This is a genomic window from Streptomyces katrae, assembly GCF_002028425.1.
GTDB lineage: Bacteria > Actinomycetota > Actinomycetes > Streptomycetales > Streptomycetaceae > Streptomyces > Streptomyces katrae_A.
Genome location: NZ_CP020042.1, coordinates 1,765,113 through 1,780,720, shown reverse-complemented (window position 1 = coordinate 1,780,720; position 15,608 = coordinate 1,765,113). Strand labels below are relative to the sequence as shown.

Here is a 15,608-nt window from a genome sequence, read left to right as displayed (position 1 = left end):
GGAAGGGCATGATGGATCCCGTGCCTCCCGCCCACCCCCTGCGCCGGACCCCGGTCCAGCAGCGCAGCGCCGACCGCCTCGCCCGGATCCTCGACGCCTGCGCCGAACTCCTCGACGAGACCGGGTACGAGAACCTGAGCACCCGCGCCGTCGCCCTGCGCGCCGGCGTGCCCATCGGCTCGGTCTACCGCTTCTTCGGCAACAAGCGGGCCATGGCCGCCGCCCTGGCCCAGCGCAACCTCGACCGGTACGCCGAGGGCATCACGGCACGGCTCGCCCTGGTCCCCGCCACGCACTGGCGGCCCGTCGTGGACGCGGTGCTGGACGAGTACCTGGCCATGAAGCGGACCCTCCCCGGGTTCGCCCTGGTCGACTTCGGGGTGCCCGCCCCGCCCCCGGAGGGCCCCGCCTCCGACCCCAACCACCAGGTCGCGGCCCGCCTCACCGCCCTCCTGTGCGCCCACCTCGGCCTCACCCCCGACCCGGTCCTGCGGCGGGCGGTCCTGGTGGCCGTGGAGGCGACGGACGCGCTCGTGCAGCTCGCCTTCCGGGCCGACCCGGCCGGGGACCCCGGGATCATCGACGAGACCCGGGCGATGATGCACGCCTACCTGGCCCGCGTCCTCGACTGACCCGGCCGCCGCTCCCCGGCGCCCGCGCCCGGCGGAACGGGCTGCCGCAACCCCCTCCCCGCCGTGCCTACCGGTCGGTATGCTCAGGGCGCCCGCGGGCCCGCGCCGCGCGAGGCGGAGGTCCCGCCGGACCGCGCCCGCGCCGCCTGCCGCCCCCGGGAGGGCCCATGCCCCGCACCGCCCTGCGTATCTGCCCCCTCTGCGAAGCCACCTGCGGCCTCACCCTCACCATCGAGGGCACCACCGTCACCGGTGCCCGAGGCGACCGCGACGACGTCTTCAGCCGAGGATTCCTCTGCCCCAAGGGCGCGGCCCTCGGAGCCCTCGACTCCGACCCCGACCGGCTGCGCACCCCCCTGGTCCGCCGCGACGGACGACTCCGGGAGGCCACCTGGGAGGAGGCGTACGAGACCATCGCCGCCGCCGTCCCCGCGCTCGTCCGGGACCACGGCGCCCAGTCCGTGGGCGTGGTCCTCGGCAACCCCAACGCCCACACCATGGCCGGAGCCCTCTACCCGCCGCTCCTGCTCGGCGCCCTGGGCACCCGCAACCTCTTCACGGCCAGCACCCTCGACCAGATGCCCAAGCACGTGTCCAGCGGGCTCCTGTTCGGCGACCCCTTCGCCATCCCCGTGCCCGACCTGGACCGCACCGACTTCCTCCTGCTGATCGGCGCCAACCCCGTCGAATCCAACGGCTCCCTGTGCACCGCCCCCGACTTCCCCGGCCGCCTCAAGGCCCTCCGGGCCAGGGGCGGTACGCTCGTCGTCGTCGACCCGCGCCGCACCCGCACCGCCCGGCTCGCCGACCGGCACCTCGCCCCGCGCCCCGGCAGCGACGCCCTGCTGCTCGCGGCGCTCGCGCACACCCTTCTGGACGAGAAGCTCACCGCTCCCGGCGCGCTGGAGCAACACACCGAAGGACTCGGGGAACTCGCCGACGCCCTCGGGAGTTTCACTCCCGAGGCCGTCGCCCCCGCCTGCGACCTGCCGGCCGAGGAGATCCGCACCCTCGCCCGGGACCTCGCGGCCTCGCCGACGGCCGCGGTCTACGGGCGGATCGGCAGCTGCACCGCGGAGTACGGGACGCTCGCGAGCTGGCTCGTGGACGTCCTGAACGTCCTCACCGGCAACCTCGACCGCCCCGGCGGGGCCCTCTTCCCGCTCCCCGCCACCGGCCCCCGTCCCCGCCCCGCCGGGCCCGGCAGGGGCTTCGCCCTCGGCCGCTGGCACAGCAGGGTCAGCGGCCACCCCGAGGTCAAGAGCGAACTCCCCACCGCCGCACTGGCCGAGGAGATCGAGACACCGGGGGAGGGGCGCATCCGCGCGGTGATCGCCGTCGCCGCCAACCCCGTGCTGTCCGCCCCCGACGGGCGGCGGCTCGACGCGGCCCTGGCCGGGCTCGACTTCATGGTCAGCGTCGACCCCTACCTGAACGAGACCTCCCGCCACGCCCACGTCGTCCTGCCCCCGCCGCCGCCCTCCCGGACCGCGCACCACGACTTCTCCTTCAACGGCTTCGCCATCCGCAACCAGGTCCGCTACACCCGCCCCGCGATCCCCCTGGAAGCGGACCGGCTCGACGAATGCGAGATCCTCGCCCGCCTCGTCCTGGCCGTCTCCGGCATGCACGGCCGCGCCGAGCCGTCCGCCGTCGACGGAACGGCGATCCGGGCCGCCCTCGCCAAGGAGACCGCCGACCGGCACTCACCCCTGCACGGAGCCGATCCGGCCCGCCTCGAAGGCATGCTGACCGGTGAGAACGGCCCCGAGCGCAGGCTCGACCTGATGCTCCGTCTCGGGCCGTACGGAGACCTCTTCGGCGCCGCCGGGGCGGAGGCCGCGGAGCAGGGGCTCAGTCTGGAACGCCTCCTCGCGCACCCGCACGGCATCGACCTGGGCCCGCTGCGGCCCCGGCTCCCCGGCCTGCTGAAGACCCGCAGCGGCAGGATCGAGCTGCTGCCGGACCCGATCGCGGCCGAGCTCCCCCGACTGCGCACGGCGCTCGCCGAACGCCCTGCCGCCCTGGTGCTCGTGGGCCGCCGCCACCTGCGGTCAAACAACAGCTGGCTGCACAACGTCCCGGCCCTCGTCGGAGGTTCCAACCGCTGCACCCTCCAGGTCCACCCACGGGACGCCGACCGCCTCGGCCTCGCCGACGGCGGCCGCGCCCGGGTCACCGCCGACGGCGGCAGCCTGGACGTCCCGGTGGAGGTCACCGACACCGTCCGCACCGGTGTGGTCAGCCTCCCGCACGGCTGGGGCCACGACCGCGAGGGCACCCGGCTCACGGTGGCCGCCACCGTCGCGGGGGTCAACGTGAACCAGCTCCTCGACGGCAGCCGACTCGACCCCCTGTCGGGCACCGCCGTCCTCAACGGCTTCCCCGTCACCGTCACACCCCTGCCCTGAGCTGGGGTTTTGCTCGTATTGCTCACGCCCGGACGTCTTGTTGGCCCCAGGAGGCGGCACCTACCTTCCCTGCATGCTGACCTTCCTCGGCTTCGCCATGATCGCGACCTTCCTGGTCCTGATCATGCTGAAGAAAATGTCGCCCATCGCGGCGCTCGTGCTCATCCCCGCGCTCTTCTGCGTCTTCGCCGGAAAGGGCGCGCACCTGGGGGACTACGTCATCGACGGCGTCGGCAAGCTCGCGCCGACGGCCGCCATGCTGATGTTCGCCATCGTCTACTTCGGCGTGATGATCGACGTCGGCCTCTTCGATCCGGTCGTCCGGGGCATCCTGCGGTTCTGCAAGGCCGACCCCATGCGGGTGGTGGTCGGCACGGCCGTCCTCGCGGCGATCGTCTCCCTCGACGGGGACGGCTCCACCACCTTCATGATCACCGTCTCGGCCATGTACCCGCTCTACAAGCGGCTCGGCCTGAGCCTGGTGGTCATGACGGGCGTCGCCGCGACCGCCAACGGGGTCATGAACACCCTGCCCTGGGGCGGCCCCACCGCCCGCGCCGCCACCGCCCTCAAGCTCGACGCGGCCGACATCTTCGTCCCCATGATCCCGGCCCTGGCCGTCGGCCTGGTCTTCGTGTTCCTCCTGGCCTACGCCCTGGGCGTGCGCGAGCGCCGCCGGGTCGGTTCCCTGGTCATGCCCGGCGAGGAGGCCGAGCCGGAGCCGGAATCCCTGGTCGCGGCCGGATCCGGCGCGAAGGCGGCCGCCGGGGGCGCGCGTATCGCGACCGGCGGCGGGAGCGGCGCCGGCCCGGACGCGGATCCCACGGCCGCCCCCGGTCCCGAGGCCCCCGCGCCGGCCCCCGGTCCCGAGGCCCCCGCGCCGGCCCCCGGTCCCGAGGCCCCCGCGCCGGCCACCGGTCCCGAGGCCCCCGCGCCGGCGCCCGGTCCCGAGGCGCCCGCGCCGGCCCCCGAGGACATCCAGGGCCTGGACCCCCACCGCCCGACCCTGCGGCCCCGCCTGTACTGGTTCAACGCGGCCCTCACCGCCGCCCTGCTCACCGCGATGATCATGGAGCTGCTGCCCATCCCGGTGCTCTTCCTCCTCGGCGCCGCCCTCGCCCTGACGGTGAACTTCCCGCACATGCCCGACCAGAAGGCCCGGATCGCCGCCCACGCGGACAACGTCCTCAACGTCGCCGGCATGGTCTTCGCGGCGGCCGTCTTCACCGGGGTCCTCTCCGGCACCGGCATGGTCAAGCACATGGCCGGCTGGCTGGTCGGCGCCGTCCCCGACGGCATGGGCCCGCACATGGCCCTGGTCACCGGACTGCTGAGCCTGCCCCTCACCTACTTCATGTCGAACGACGGCTTCTACTTCGGCGTCCTTCCGGTCCTGGCCGAGGCGGGCGCGGCCCACGGCGTCTCCCCGCTCGAGATCGCCCGCGCCTCCCTGGCCGGCCAGGCCCTGCACATGTCCAGCCCGCTGGTTCCGGCCGTCTACGTGCTCGTCGGCATGGCCAGGGTCGAGTTCGGGGACCACACCCGCTTCACCGTGAAATGGGCGGCCCTCACCTCCCTCGTGGTCCTGGGGGCGGGGATGCTTTTCGGCACCATCTGACCCCCGCGACCCCTGGCCGTCCGAAAACTACCGGCGCTAGTTTGTAGGGTGGTCGGACGTCAGGTCCGCGCGTCTACGCGCTCGTGCGTGCTCGGGAGGAATGCGATGAAGGCCCACGACGGGATGTACATCGGCGGGGAGTGGCGGCCCGCCGCCGGATCCGGCCGGATCGAGGTCGTCAACCCGGCCGACGAGCGGGTCATCGCCGGTGTCCCGGCCGGCACGGCCGAGGACGTGGACGCCGCCGTACGCGCCGCCCGCGCGGCCTTCCCCGGCTGGGCGGCCACCCCCGCGGCCGAGCGCGCCGCGCTGATCGGGGCCCTGAGGGACGTGCTGGTCGCCCGCAAGGGGGAGATCGCCGAGACCGTCACCGCCGAACTGGGCTCCCCGCTCGGCTTCGCGGAGGCCGTGCACGTCGGCGCACCCATCGCGGTGGCCTCCTCGTACGCCGAACTGGCCGCCTCGTACCCCTTCGAGGAGCGGCTCGGACACTCCACCGTGTTCATGGAGCCGGTCGGTGTGGTCGGGGCGATCACGCCGTGGAACTATCCGCTGCACCAGGTCGTTGCCAAGGTGGCACCCGCTCTCGCCGCCGGCTGCACCATCGTCCTCAAGCCGGCCGAGGACACCCCGCTGACCGCACAGCTCTTCGCCGAAGCCGTGCACGAGGCGGGCATCCCGGCCGGAGTCTTCAACCTGGTGACCGGTACCGGCCCGGTCGCCGGCCAGGCCCTGGCCGAGCACGAAGGGGTGGACCTCGTCTCCTTCACCGGCTCGACCGCCGTCGGCAAGAAGATCGGCGCCATCGCCGGAGCCGCCGTCAAGCGCGTCGCCCTCGAACTCGGCGGCAAGTCGGCGAACGTCATCCTGCCCGGGGCCGATCTGGCCAAGGCCGTCGCGGCGGGCGTCGGACACGTCATGAACAACACCGGCCAGAGCTGCAACGCGCTCACCCGCATGCTCGTCCACCGGGACCAGTACGAGGAAGCCGTCGCCCTCGCGGCCGCCGCCGTCGCCAAGTACCCCGCGGGCGACCCCCGCGACCCCGGCACGCGCCTCGGGCCGGTCGTCAACGCCAAGCAGCGCGACCGTGTCCGCGGATACATCGCCAAGGGCGTGGAGGAAGGCGCGCGCCTGGTCGCGGGCGGCCTCGACGCGCCCCGGGAGAGCGGGTACTTCGTCGCCCCGACCGTCTTCGCCGACGTCACCCCGGACATGGCCATCGCCCAGGAGGAGATCTTCGGCCCCGTGCTGGCGATCCTCTCCTACGAGGACGAGGAGGAGGCCCTGCGGATCGCCAACGGCACGGTCTACGGGCTGGGCGGCGCGGTGTGGGCGGCGGACGCCGAGACGGCCGTGGCCTTCGCGCGCCGCATGGACACCGGACAGGTGGACATCAACGGCGGCCGCTTCAACGTGCTCGCCCCCTTCGGCGGCTACAAGCAGTCGGGCGTGGGCCGCGAGCTCGGCCCGCACGGTCTGGCGGAGTACCTCCAGACCAAGTCCCTGCAGTTCTGAGCCCCACCCGTACGTCCGATACGCCGAACGCGCCCGAGCCACCGAAGACACGACACGGAGACGACGACCATGGTCCGCGCCGCCATCCTGCCCGCCGTCGGAGCCCCGCTGGAGATACGGGAGATCGTGCTGCCCGATCCCGGCCCCGGGCAGGTCCGGGTGCGGCTCGCCGCCGCCGGGGTCTGCCACTCCGACCTCTCCCTCACCGACGGCACCATGCGGGTGCCCGTCCCCGCCGTCCTCGGCCACGAGGGCGCGGGGACGGTCCTCGCCGTCGGGGAGGGCGTGACCCACGTCGCCCCCGGCGACGGGGTGGTGCTCAACTGGGCGCCGTCCTGCGGGGAGTGCCACCACTGCCGGATCGGCGAGGTCTGGCTCTGCGCCAAGGCCCTGTCCGGGGTCGGCGCGGTCTACGCCCACGACGCGGAGGGCGTGGAACTGCACCCCGGGCTGAACGTCGCCGCGTTCGCCGAGGAGACCGTCGTCGCGGCCAACTGCGTGCTGCCCGCGCCCGCCGGGATCCCGCTCCAGGAGGCCGCGCTGCTGGGCTGCGCGGTGCTGACCGGGTACGGGGCCGTGCAGCACAGCGCCCGGGTCCGGGCGGGGGAGTCGGTGGCGGTGTTCGGCGTCGGCGGGGTCGGCCTCGCCGCCCTCCAGGCGGCGCGGATCGCCGGCGCCGGGCCGGTCGTCGCCGTCGACGTCTCCCCGGCCAAGGAGGAGCTGGCGCGGGCCGCCGGGGCGACCGAGTTCGTCCTGGCGTCGGAGACCACGGCGAAGGACATCCGTGCGCTGACCGGCGGGCAGGGGGCGGACGTCGCCGTCGAGTGCGTGGGGCGCGCGGAGACCATCCGGGCCGCGTGGGAGTCGACGCGGCGGGGCGGGCGGACGACGGTCGTCGGGATCGGGGGGAAGGAGCAGCGGGTGAGCTTCCACGCGCTGGAGATCTTCCACTTCGCGCGGACGCTCAGCGGGTGCGTGTACGGGAACAGTGATCCGGCGCGGGATCTGCCGGTGATCGCCGAGCATGTCCGGGCGGGCCGGCTGGATCTGGGGGCGATGGTCACCGACCGGATCGGGCTGGACGGGATCCCGGCCGCGTTCGAGGCGATGGTCGCGGGTAAGGGCGGGCGGTCGCTGGTCGTGTTCTAGTGCGGGTGCGGGTGCGGGTGCGGGTGCGGGTGCGCGTGGGCTGGGGCGCCGCTGCGCGGAGCCGTCTCCCCGGCCAGCCCCTTCTCCGCTTCTCCCCCAGCTACCTCCCCCAGACTCCGTCCGGGGGGACCCCCAGAGGTGCCCCCAGGGGCTCCGCCCCGGACCCCGTGCCTCGAACGCCGGCGAGGCTGAAAACCCCGGGCCTCAGGTGCTGGCGGGGCCCGGAGGACTCCGGTGGGGTTCGTGGTGGAGGGAGTCGTACTGGAGGGTCAGGCCGTCCAGGAGGGCCGTCAGGCCCGTTTCGAAGGCGCCCTCGTCCACCTCGTGCCGGCGCTCCGCCAGGAGGTGGGCCTGGCCCAGGTGGGGGTAGTCCGCCGGGTCGTAGGCGGTCTCGTCGTCCACGAAGCCCCGGGCGAACGAGGCCACCGCCGAGCCCAGGATGAAGTACCGCATCAGGGCGCCGATCCGGGTCGCGTGGGCCGGCGGCCAGCCCGCCGCCGTCATGGCGCCGAACACCGCGTCCGCCAGGCGGAGTCCCGCGGGACGGCGGCCCGGCCCGCGGGCCAGTACCGGCACGATGTTCGGGTGGTCCGCCAGGGCGGCGCGGTAGGAGTGGGCCCAGGCGTGCAGGGCGGCCCGCCAGTCAAGGGGCCCGTCACCGGTGTCGAACATCGACAGGTCGACCCGCGCGCTCACCGCGTCCGCCACCGCCTCCAGGATCGCGTCCTTCGTCCGGAAGTGGTTGTAGAGGGATGGCCCGCTCACCCCGAGCGCGGCCGCCAGCCGCCGTGTCGAGACGGCCTCCAGCCCCTCCGCGTCCACCAGTTCGCCCGCCGCCTGGATGATGCGGTCCCGGCTGAGGAGGGGCTTGCGCGGTCTGGCCATGCGCCACATAGTAGGCCCCGCGCGCCATAAACTAGCGCTGGTAGTTAACTGCGCCCACGCCCCGGAGGGACCCCGTGAACCTGGAGCTCAGCGAGGAGCAGGAGGCCGTGCGCCGGCTCGCCCGTGCGTTCACCGAGCGCGAGGTCTCCCCGTACGCCGCCGAGTGGGACCGCGCCGAGAGCGTGGACCGGGCGATCGTGAAGAAGCTCGGGGACGTCGGCTTCCTCGGCCTCACCGTCCCCGAGGAGTACGGCGGCTCCGGCGGCGACCACCTCTCCTACGCCCTGGTCACCGAGGAGCTCGGCCGCGGGGACTCCTCCGTGCGCGGTATCGTCTCCGTCTCCCTCGGCCTGGTCGCCAAGACCGTCGCCGCCTGGGGGACCGAGGAGCAGAAACGATCCTGGCTGCCCCGCCTCTGCTCCGGCGAGGCCCTCGGCTGCTTCGGCCTGACCGAGCCCGGCACCGGCTCGGACGCCGCCGCGCTCACCACCCGCGCCGTGCGCGAGGGGGACGGCTACGTCATCACCGGCAGCAAGATGTTCATCACCAACGGGACCTGGGCCGACGTGGTCCTGCTGTTCGCCCGGACCGACCCCGCCGACCCCGGCCACCGCGGGATCTCCGCCTTCCTCGTCCCCGCCGACACCCCCGGCCTGACCCGCCGCGAGGTCCACGGCAAACTCGGACTGCGCGGCCAGGCCACCGCCGAACTCACCCTCGACGGTGTCCGCGTCCCCGCCTCCGCGATGCTCGGCCCCGAGGGCAAGGGCTTCTCCGTCGCGATGTCCGCCCTGGCCAAGGGCCGGATGTCGGTGGCCGCCGGCTGCGTCGGCATCGCCCAGGCCGCCCTGGACGCGGCCGTGTCGTACGCGGCGCAGCGCGAGCAGTTCGGCAAGCCGATCGCCCACCACCAGCTGGTCCAGGAGCTGATCGCCGACATCTCGGTCGATGTGGACGCCGCCCGGCTGCTCACCTGGCGGGTCGCCGACCTCGTCGACCGCGGGCGGCCCTTCGCCACCGAGGCCTCCACCGCCAAGCTCTTCGCCTCCGAGGCCGCCGTGCGCGCCGCCTCCAACGCCCTCCAGGTGCACGGCGGCTACGGCTACATCGACGAGTACCCGGCCGGGAAGCTGCTGCGCGACGCCCGCGTCATGACCCTCTACGAGGGCACCAGCCAGATCCAGAAGCTGCTGATCGGCCGGGCCCGCACGGGGGTCTCCGCCTTCTGAGCCCGAGCCCGCCGCACGGTTCCTAAGCGCTTGCTCACCCTCCGGTAAGCTGTTTCCTTCCTACAGGGCGGAGAGGGTGAGCGATGGACAGCGCGGCGGAGACCACCGACGGCTACCAGGCGTGGTCGGAGGTCACCCCGGACGCCGCGCGGCGGCTGCTCGTGGCGGCCGTCGAGGCCTTCGCCGAGCGCGGCTACCACGCGACCACCACCCGCGACATCGCGGGGCGCGCCGGCATGAGCCCCGCCGCCCTCTACATCCACTACAAGACCAAGGAAGAGCTGCTCCACCGGATCAGCCGCATCGGCCACGACAAGGCCCTGGAGATCCTGGAGACCGCCGCCTCCGGCCCCGGGGCGGCGGCCGAGCGGCTCGACGCCGCCGTACGGTCCTTCGTGCGCTGGCACGCCGCGCACCACACCACCGCGCGCGTCGTCCAGTACGAGCTCGACGCCCTCGGCCCCGAGCACCGCTCCGAGATCGTCGCCCTGCGCCGGCTCAGCGACGCCGCCGTGCGGCGCATCCTCTCCGAGGGCGTGCGGGCGGGGGAGTTCGACGTCCCCGACGTGCCCGGAACCACCCTCGCCGTCCTGTCCCTGTGCATCGACGTGGCCCGCTGGTTCAACGCGGACGGGCAGCGCACGCCCGACGAGGTCGGAGCCCTCTACTCCGACCTCGTCCTGCGCATGGTGGGCACGCGCCCCGCCGCCGGGGCCGGTCAGAAGTAATAGCGGGACAGCGACTCCGCCACGCACACCGGCTTCTCGCCGCCCTCGCGCTCGACCGTCACCGTCGCCGCGACCTGCACGCCGCCGCCCGCCTCCGTGACCTCCGTGATCACGGCCGTGGCGCGCAGCCGGGAGCCGACCGGCACCGTCGCGGGGAAACGGACCTTGCCCAGGCCGTAGTTGATGCCCATCCGCATGCCCTCGACCCGCATGACCTGCGGCACCAGGCTCGGCAGCAGGGACAGCGTCAGGTAGCCGTGCGCGATGGTGGAGCCGAAGGGTCCGGCGGCGGCCCGCTCCGGGTCCACGTGGATCCACTGGTGGTCGCCGGTCGCGTCCGCGAAGAGGTCGATCCGCTTCTGGTCCACCTCCAGCCAGCCGCTCGGGCCGAGCGGCTCGCCGATCGCGGCGTGCAACTCCTCGGCGGAGGTGAAGATCCTCGGTTCGGTCATGCCCTGCCCCTGTCTCCCACGGGATCCGGCCCTGCATCTGAATAAGCGCTTGCTCAGCATGCTGGGGGGTGACACGTCTGTCAACGGACCTGCGGCTACCCTCGGACCTGTGCCGCAGATTCACGAGAACGTCCACGAACTCACCGTCGGGCAGCTGTCCGCACGCAGCGGAGCAGCCGTCTCCGCCCTGCACTTCTACGAGACCAAGGGCCTGATCAGCAGCCGCCGGACCTCCGGCAACCAGCGGCGCTACACCCGGGAGACGCTGCGCCGCGTCGCCTTCGTGCGCGCCGCCCAGCGCGTGGGCATCCCGCTGGCCAACATCCGCGAAGCGCTGGCGGAGCTGCCCGAGGAACGCACCCCCACCCGGGAGGACTGGGCGCGGCTGTCCGAGGCCTGGCGGGCCGAACTCGACCAGCGGATCAGTCAGCTCAGCCGGCTGCGCGACCACTTGTCGGACTGCATCGGCTGCGGCTGCCTCTCGCTGAAGAACTGCGCGCTGTCCAACCCCGACGACGTCTTCGGCGCCGAGCTCAGCGGCTCCCGGCTGTCGTCGTAGCCCCGCCCCACAACAGCAGGGCGGCCGCGACCAGTTCGGCGTTGGAACGGGCCGGCCGTCCGTCGGGCAGCGACAGCACCTCCCCGACGCCGATCCGCGCGCCCGCACCGCACCGCGCCGCCAGCCGCAGCACGGGCCAGGCCGCGCCCTCGCGCCCGTACAGCACGACCGGCACCGGGGGCAGCCAGCGCATCCCGGCCACCAGCGCCGGGTCGGGCTCCGCCAGCTCCACCACCAGCCGGACCCGCCCGAACCCCGGCGGGCTCCAGGCCAGGAACCGGGCCAACGGCTCCGGCCCGGCCCCGCCGCCCAGCGGGACCACGGCGTCCACCGCCACCCCGCGCTCCAGCAGGGCCCGCCCCAACGGCTCGGCCCCCGCCTCGGCGAAGGGCACCACCGCCCGGTCGGGCAGCACCGTCCAGGACCGCACCCGCTCCAGCCGCCCGGCCGGATCCGGCTCGGCCGCCACTCTCGCCGGCACCGCCAGGGGTACGCGGACCCCCGCGCCGCGCAACTCCGCCAGCACCGGCCCGACCACCCGGGGCGAGAGGCTCTCCCGCCCGCAGGGGGTCCTGGGATGCACCAGCACCTCACCGGCCCCGGCCGCGACCGCCGCCAGCGCCGACTCCGCCAGATCCGCCGGGGACAGCGGCACCGCGCCCCCGTCACCGGCCCCCCGCGACCCGTTCAGCGCGACCTGGAGCGCAGGCCCCCTGCCCTGCCCCACCGCCGGGGCCGCCCGGGCCGGTACACCCGCCGCCCGCCCCCGCCGCATGCGACTCGGCCGGGACTCCTCCCCATGGGATTCCGCCCCGCTCACCTCGCACCCGCTCATGCCGCACCCGCCCTGCCGGACGCCGGGCCGCTGGACTCCGCCCCGCTCACCCCACGCCCGCTCATGCCGCGTCCGCGGCCGCCGGATGTACCACCGCCGTCTCCGCCAGCGCCGGCCGGGGCACGACGATCCCGCAGCCCCCGCACAGCGGCCCGTCCCACGCCCAGGCCCCGCCCCACGCAGCCGGCCCCGAGAGCGCCGGCGGCCAGCGCAGCTCGCGCTCACCGCACACCGGGCACGCCGTACCCGGCTCCGACTCCAGCACCCGCACCAGCCGTCTCAGTACCTCGCCGAGCGTCCCCTCCGGCCGTACGCCCGGATCGGCGCACCGCACCACGGCGTCCCCGCTGCCGCCCCAGGCCCACTCCGGCTGCCGCACCCCGTCGTGCTTCTCGCGTCTGCGCCGCGCCGCGAACTGCCGCTCGTACTCCAGCCAGACCGCCCGCGCGTCCTCCAGCTCCTCCAGTGCCGCGACCAGCCGCAGCGGATCCGCGCCCCGGTCCTCGGGGGCGATCCCGTGCCGGTCGCACAGGTGCCACCACGTCGCCCGGTGCCCGTAGGGCGCGAACCGCTCCAGGCAGCGGCGCAGCGAATGGCGCCGCAGGGCCCGGTCGTTGCGCGCGTCGCGCACCTGGTAGGCCAGACTCCGAAAACCCGCCACCGTACCTTCACCTCCGCCGTACCCCTGCCCGTATCCCGCCCGTCGCGCCCCGCGCCACCGCGTGACTACCGCGTAGAACGAAGCGACCCGCCCCGACGTGCCCAACATGCCCGAGTGGACGCGGGCGCATGCGGGGGCGGTCGAGGCGTGCGGGTGGCACATGGCCGGAAGTCAGCGCCCCATGCGCCCCGCGCCGACCACGATCCGGGCCAGCTCCTCGTGGCAGATGTCGCTGTGCGCCCCCGACGGAGGACCGCCCCGGCGCACCACGGAGCCCGCGTCCACACTGACGCACCCGGCCCCCGGAAGCCCCCCGGCCAGAGCCCTTTCCAGGGTCAGCCGCAGGGCGCCCGGCACCGCCTGCACCCCGTCGTGCCCGATCGCGCCCCACCGCTCGTCGAAGCCGAGCAGACCGGCCGAATCCCTCGCCATCCGGGACGCGAGCGGGTAGAACACCCCGAGGGCCGAGTCGTGCGGGGAATGGCAGGCCACCACCGGTCCGTCCACCCGGACCTGGAGCCCGTGCAGGACCCCGCCGCGGTCCGGGTCGTGGGGGAGCCGGTCGCTGAACGCGTAGTGGGAGAAGGCCCCCTGGAGGAGCGTCAGCGACTTCACGTGGCGGGCCCCCTGCGGTACGGCGCGCAGCGAGAACGACACCACCCGCGCCCCGAAGCTGTGGCCGACGAGGTGGAAGCGCAGGGCGGGCCGCCGCCCCGCGAGGTCCGTCAGCACGGGCCCGAGCCCGTGCTCGCCGACCACCCCGGCCCGCTTCTTCATCTCGTAGTACGTGGCCTGCCGCAGCAGCTCCTTGGCCCCGCCCCACAGGGCGCGCAGCCCGTCGCCCGGCGCGAAGCCCGGCCCCGTCGAAGCCGCGGCCCCCGCCACGCCCGCCGTACCCGGCGCCCCGCCCGGACCGGCCGCGCCGGCCGCCTCCGCCAGGGCGGCGGTCAGGGCCCGGCACACCGTCACCGGGTCCAGCGCGAACACGTCCGGCACCCCGGGCACCCCCGGAGCCGCGACCGCCGCCGCCCCGGCCGTCCCCGCCGGCCCGGCCCCCACGAGCTCCCGCACCAGCGCCCCGAACTCCGCGAACGCCGCCTGCGACTCGGGCCGTTCCGCCAGCAGCGCCGCGACCCGGTCCAGCTCCGCCTCCCGGCCGGGCCAGAACCCGCCCAGCGCCGTCCGCGTGGCCGCGTCCAGAGCGGGGTCGCCCAACGCCCCCGCCCCACCGCCGGCACCCGTACCACCGCCCGCCTCCGCGAGCGTGCCGTGCGGATCGAAGTCCGGGATCGGCTCGTCGGAGAACCGCATCGACGGCCACACCACCCCCACGTACCCCAGCCGCACCCCCGACCCCACCAACGCCGGGAATGGCGCGAAGAAGCGGTCGAACAACCGCGTCGCCGTAGAACGGTCGCTGTTCCACCCATGGGCGAAGACCAGCAGGTCCGTCGCCTCCATCCGGGCCACCGCCGCCCGCGTCGCCGGGTCCACGTCCCCCTGCGCGTCGAAGGTCAGCTCCTGGTACGGCCCGACCCCGATCCCCGCTCCGCCGTCCGCCATGACGTCCCCCTTCCGCGCGAGCCGTGCCCCGGTCGGTCGCAGCATCCCGCCGCCGGGCCGCGACGGCCAGACCCGTGACGGCGGCATTCGCGGGCGGGTCACGGGTACAGCAGGTACTCCTCCCGGACCGCCGCGAACCGGGCCAGCCCCGCCGCCCAGTCGCCCGCGACCTCCTCGACCCCCGCCCCCGCGTCCACCAGCGTGCGCACCCGGTCCGAGCCGGTCAGCCGGTCGATCCAGTGGTCCGCCCGCCAGCCGAACCCGTCCCACACCCGCCGTGCCGTGACCAGCAGCCCGATGCCCGCCCGCACCGGGTCGAACGCCTCCCGGTCGTGCACGATCAGCCGGAGCCCACCGCACAGCTTTCCGGCGTGCTTGGAGAAGGACGGGGTGAACCAGGCCTCCCGGAACCACACCCCCGCCAGCCCCAGCGCGTTCGCCGCCTCCGCCCACCGCCGGTCGACGCCCTCCGCGCCGGCCAGCTCGAAGGGGGTGGTCGTGCCCCGGCCCTCCGACAGGGTGGTGCCCTCCAGCAGGCAGGTACCGGCGTAGGCGAGCGCCGTGTCGGGGGTGGGCACGTTGGGGCTCGGCGGCACCCACGGCAGCCCCGTCTCCCCGAAGAAGGAGCCCCGCCGCCACCCCTCCATCGGCACGGTCCTCAGCCGCGGCCCGGCGCTCCCCAGGAACTCGCCGTTGAACAGCAGGGCCAGCTCCGCCACCGTCATCCCGTGCGCGAGCGCGATCGGCTCCCGGCCCACGAAGCTCGCGTACGGCCGCAGCAGCACGGGCCCGGCGGCCCGGAGTCCGCCCACCGGGTTGGGCCGGTCCAGGACCACGACCGCCTTGCCGGCCAGCGCGGCCGCGCGCATGCAGTCGTAGAGGGTCCAGATGTAGGTGTAGAAGCGGGCGCCGACGTCCTGGACGTCGAAGACGAGCGTGTCGATGCCCGCCGCGGTGAAGAGGTCCGCGAGCTGTTTCCCGCTCCTGCCGTACGTGTCGTACACGGGCAGCCCCGTCGCCGGATCCCGCCCGGCCCCCTCCGAGCCGCCCGCCTGCGCGGTCCCCCGGAAGCCGTGCTCCGGCCCGAACACCGCGACCAGGCCGGCCCGTGCGTCGGCGTGCATCACGTCGACCAGGTGGCGGGCGTCGGCGGTGATCCCGGTGGGGTTGGTGACCACCCCGACCCGCTGCCCGGCGAGCTCGGCGTACCCGTCGGCCGCCAGCCGCTCGAAGCCGGTGCGCACCCGGCCGTGCGGCGGGGGCCCGGCCGGCCGTCCAGCTCCGACCGCACCCGTGGCCCCTGCGGCCCCCGCCAGTCCCAGCAGCCCGCGTCGCGAGAGTGTCATCCCGCCATGCTGGGGCGCGGAC

The 15,608-nt window shown here is 74.9% G+C and carries 14 protein-coding genes; 8 read left to right on the top strand and 6 right to left on the bottom strand.

Annotated features, from left to right (window positions below; genetic code table 11):
• Nucleotides 1-11: 11 nt before the first annotated feature.
• The 5 genes from B4U46_RS08140 (at nucleotide 12) to B4U46_RS08120 (ending at nucleotide 7,328) form a co-directional block, all read left to right on the top strand.
• On the top strand, nucleotides 12-632 hold the full coding sequence (locus tag B4U46_RS08140) for a TetR/AcrR family transcriptional regulator (RefSeq protein WP_079425394.1): 621 nt from the start codon (nucleotides 12-14) through the stop codon (nucleotides 630-632).
• A gap of 167 nt (nucleotides 633-799) precedes the next feature.
• Nucleotides 800-3,043 (top strand): molybdopterin oxidoreductase family protein, encoded by a 2,244-nt coding sequence (locus tag B4U46_RS08135; protein ID WP_079425393.1) that lies wholly within the window; start codon nucleotides 800-802, stop codon nucleotides 3,041-3,043.
• 73 nt (nucleotides 3,044-3,116) lie between these two features.
• Nucleotides 3,117-4,661 carry a CitMHS family transporter gene (locus tag B4U46_RS08130; RefSeq protein ID WP_079425391.1) on the top strand — a complete coding sequence of 515 codons (1,545 nt, stop codon included), beginning with the start codon at nucleotides 3,117-3,119 and terminating at the stop codon, nucleotides 4,659-4,661.
• Between the two features lie 105 nt (nucleotides 4,662-4,766).
• On the top strand, nucleotides 4,767-6,179 hold the full coding sequence (locus tag B4U46_RS08125; RefSeq protein ID WP_079425389.1) for an aldehyde dehydrogenase family protein: 1,413 nt from the start codon (nucleotides 4,767-4,769) through the stop codon (nucleotides 6,177-6,179).
• Nucleotides 6,180-6,248: 69 nt separating this feature from the next.
• On the top strand, nucleotides 6,249-7,328 hold the full coding sequence (locus B4U46_RS08120) for a Zn-dependent alcohol dehydrogenase (protein ID WP_079425387.1): 1,080 nt from the start codon (nucleotides 6,249-6,251) through the stop codon (nucleotides 7,326-7,328).
• Nucleotides 7,329-7,532: 204 nt separating this feature from the next.
• On the opposite strand, the gene B4U46_RS08115 is transcribed toward B4U46_RS08120, so the two are convergent.
• Complete coding sequence (locus B4U46_RS08115) at nucleotides 7,533-8,213, bottom strand: TetR/AcrR family transcriptional regulator (protein ID WP_079425385.1); 681 nt, start codon at nucleotides 8,211-8,213, stop codon at nucleotides 7,533-7,535.
• A 74-nt stretch (nucleotides 8,214-8,287) separates the two neighbouring features.
• On the opposite strand from B4U46_RS08115, the gene B4U46_RS08110 reads away from it, so the two are divergent.
• Both B4U46_RS08110 and B4U46_RS08105 read left to right on the top strand, forming a co-directional pair.
• Nucleotides 8,288-9,442, top strand: a complete 1,155-nt coding sequence (locus tag B4U46_RS08110; protein ID WP_079425384.1) for an acyl-CoA dehydrogenase family protein — start codon at nucleotides 8,288-8,290, stop codon at nucleotides 9,440-9,442.
• 83 nt (nucleotides 9,443-9,525) lie between these two features.
• On the top strand, nucleotides 9,526-10,170 hold the full coding sequence (locus B4U46_RS08105; RefSeq protein WP_079425382.1) for a TetR/AcrR family transcriptional regulator: 645 nt from the start codon (nucleotides 9,526-9,528) through the stop codon (nucleotides 10,168-10,170).
• Here B4U46_RS08105 and B4U46_RS08100 read toward each other — a convergent pair.
• Nucleotides 10,161-10,622, bottom strand: a complete 462-nt coding sequence (locus B4U46_RS08100) for a MaoC family dehydratase (RefSeq protein WP_079425380.1) — start codon at nucleotides 10,620-10,622, stop codon at nucleotides 10,161-10,163. The two genes, B4U46_RS08105 and B4U46_RS08100, sit on opposite strands and share 10 nt — an antisense overlap.
• A 109-nt stretch (nucleotides 10,623-10,731) precedes the next feature.
• Between B4U46_RS08100 and soxR the strand changes: the two genes are divergently transcribed.
• Nucleotides 10,732-11,181, top strand: a complete 450-nt coding sequence (soxR, locus tag B4U46_RS08095; protein ID WP_079425379.1) for a redox-sensitive transcriptional activator SoxR — start codon at nucleotides 10,732-10,734, stop codon at nucleotides 11,179-11,181.
• Here soxR and B4U46_RS08090 read toward each other — a convergent pair.
• The 4 genes from B4U46_RS08090 to B4U46_RS08075 all read right to left on the bottom strand — a co-directional run bounded on the left by B4U46_RS08090 (nucleotide 11,156) and on the right by B4U46_RS08075 (nucleotide 15,586).
• Nucleotides 11,156-11,956, bottom strand: coding sequence for a 3-keto-5-aminohexanoate cleavage protein (locus B4U46_RS08090; RefSeq protein ID WP_079425377.1), 801 nt, complete (start codon nucleotides 11,954-11,956; stop codon nucleotides 11,156-11,158). The two genes, soxR and B4U46_RS08090, sit on opposite strands and share 26 nt — an antisense overlap.
• A 121-nt stretch (nucleotides 11,957-12,077) precedes the next feature.
• Complete coding sequence (locus tag B4U46_RS08085) at nucleotides 12,078-12,677, bottom strand: hypothetical protein (protein ID WP_079425375.1); 600 nt, start codon at nucleotides 12,675-12,677, stop codon at nucleotides 12,078-12,080.
• A gap of 171 nt (nucleotides 12,678-12,848) precedes the next feature.
• Nucleotides 12,849-14,240 (bottom strand): serine-threonine protein kinase, encoded by a 1,392-nt coding sequence (locus B4U46_RS08080; protein ID WP_079425373.1) that lies wholly within the window; start codon nucleotides 14,238-14,240, stop codon nucleotides 12,849-12,851.
• A 98-nt stretch (nucleotides 14,241-14,338) separates the two neighbouring features.
• Entirely contained in the window at nucleotides 14,339-15,586 is a 1,248-nt protein-coding gene (locus tag B4U46_RS08075; protein WP_079425371.1) for an exo-beta-N-acetylmuramidase NamZ domain-containing protein, read from the bottom strand.
• Nucleotides 15,587-15,608 lie beyond the last annotated feature (22 nt).

Excerpts from the sequence above, each read along its gene's own strand:
- B4U46_RS08140 (WP_079425394.1), top strand. The coding sequence starts at position 12 with ATGGATCCCGTGCCTCCCGCCCACCCCCTGCGCCGGACCCCGGTCCAG.
- B4U46_RS08135 (WP_079425393.1), top strand. The coding sequence starts at position 800 with ATGCCCCGCACCGCCCTGCGTATCTGCCCCCTCTGCGAAGCCACCTGC.
- B4U46_RS08130 (WP_079425391.1), top strand. The coding sequence starts at position 3,117 with ATGCTGACCTTCCTCGGCTTCGCCATGATCGCGACCTTCCTGGTCCTG.
- B4U46_RS08125 (WP_079425389.1), top strand. The coding sequence starts at position 4,767 with ATGAAGGCCCACGACGGGATGTACATCGGCGGGGAGTGGCGGCCCGCC.
- B4U46_RS08120 (WP_079425387.1), top strand. The coding sequence starts at position 6,249 with ATGGTCCGCGCCGCCATCCTGCCCGCCGTCGGAGCCCCGCTGGAGATA.
- B4U46_RS08115 (WP_079425385.1), bottom strand. The coding sequence starts at position 8,213 with ATGGCCAGACCGCGCAAGCCCCTCCTCAGCCGGGACCGCATCATCCAG.
- B4U46_RS08105 (WP_079425382.1), top strand. The coding sequence starts at position 9,526 with ATGGACAGCGCGGCGGAGACCACCGACGGCTACCAGGCGTGGTCGGAG.
- B4U46_RS08100 (WP_079425380.1), bottom strand. The coding sequence starts at position 10,622 with ATGACCGAACCGAGGATCTTCACCTCCGCCGAGGAGTTGCACGCCGCG.
- B4U46_RS08090 (WP_079425377.1), bottom strand. The coding sequence starts at position 11,956 with ATGCGGCGGGGGCGGGCGGCGGGTGTACCGGCCCGGGCGGCCCCGGCG.
- B4U46_RS08080 (WP_079425373.1), bottom strand. The coding sequence starts at position 14,240 with ATGGCGGACGGCGGAGCGGGGATCGGGGTCGGGCCGTACCAGGAGCTG.
- B4U46_RS08075 (WP_079425371.1), bottom strand. The coding sequence starts at position 15,586 with ATGACACTCTCGCGACGCGGGCTGCTGGGACTGGCGGGGGCCGCAGGG.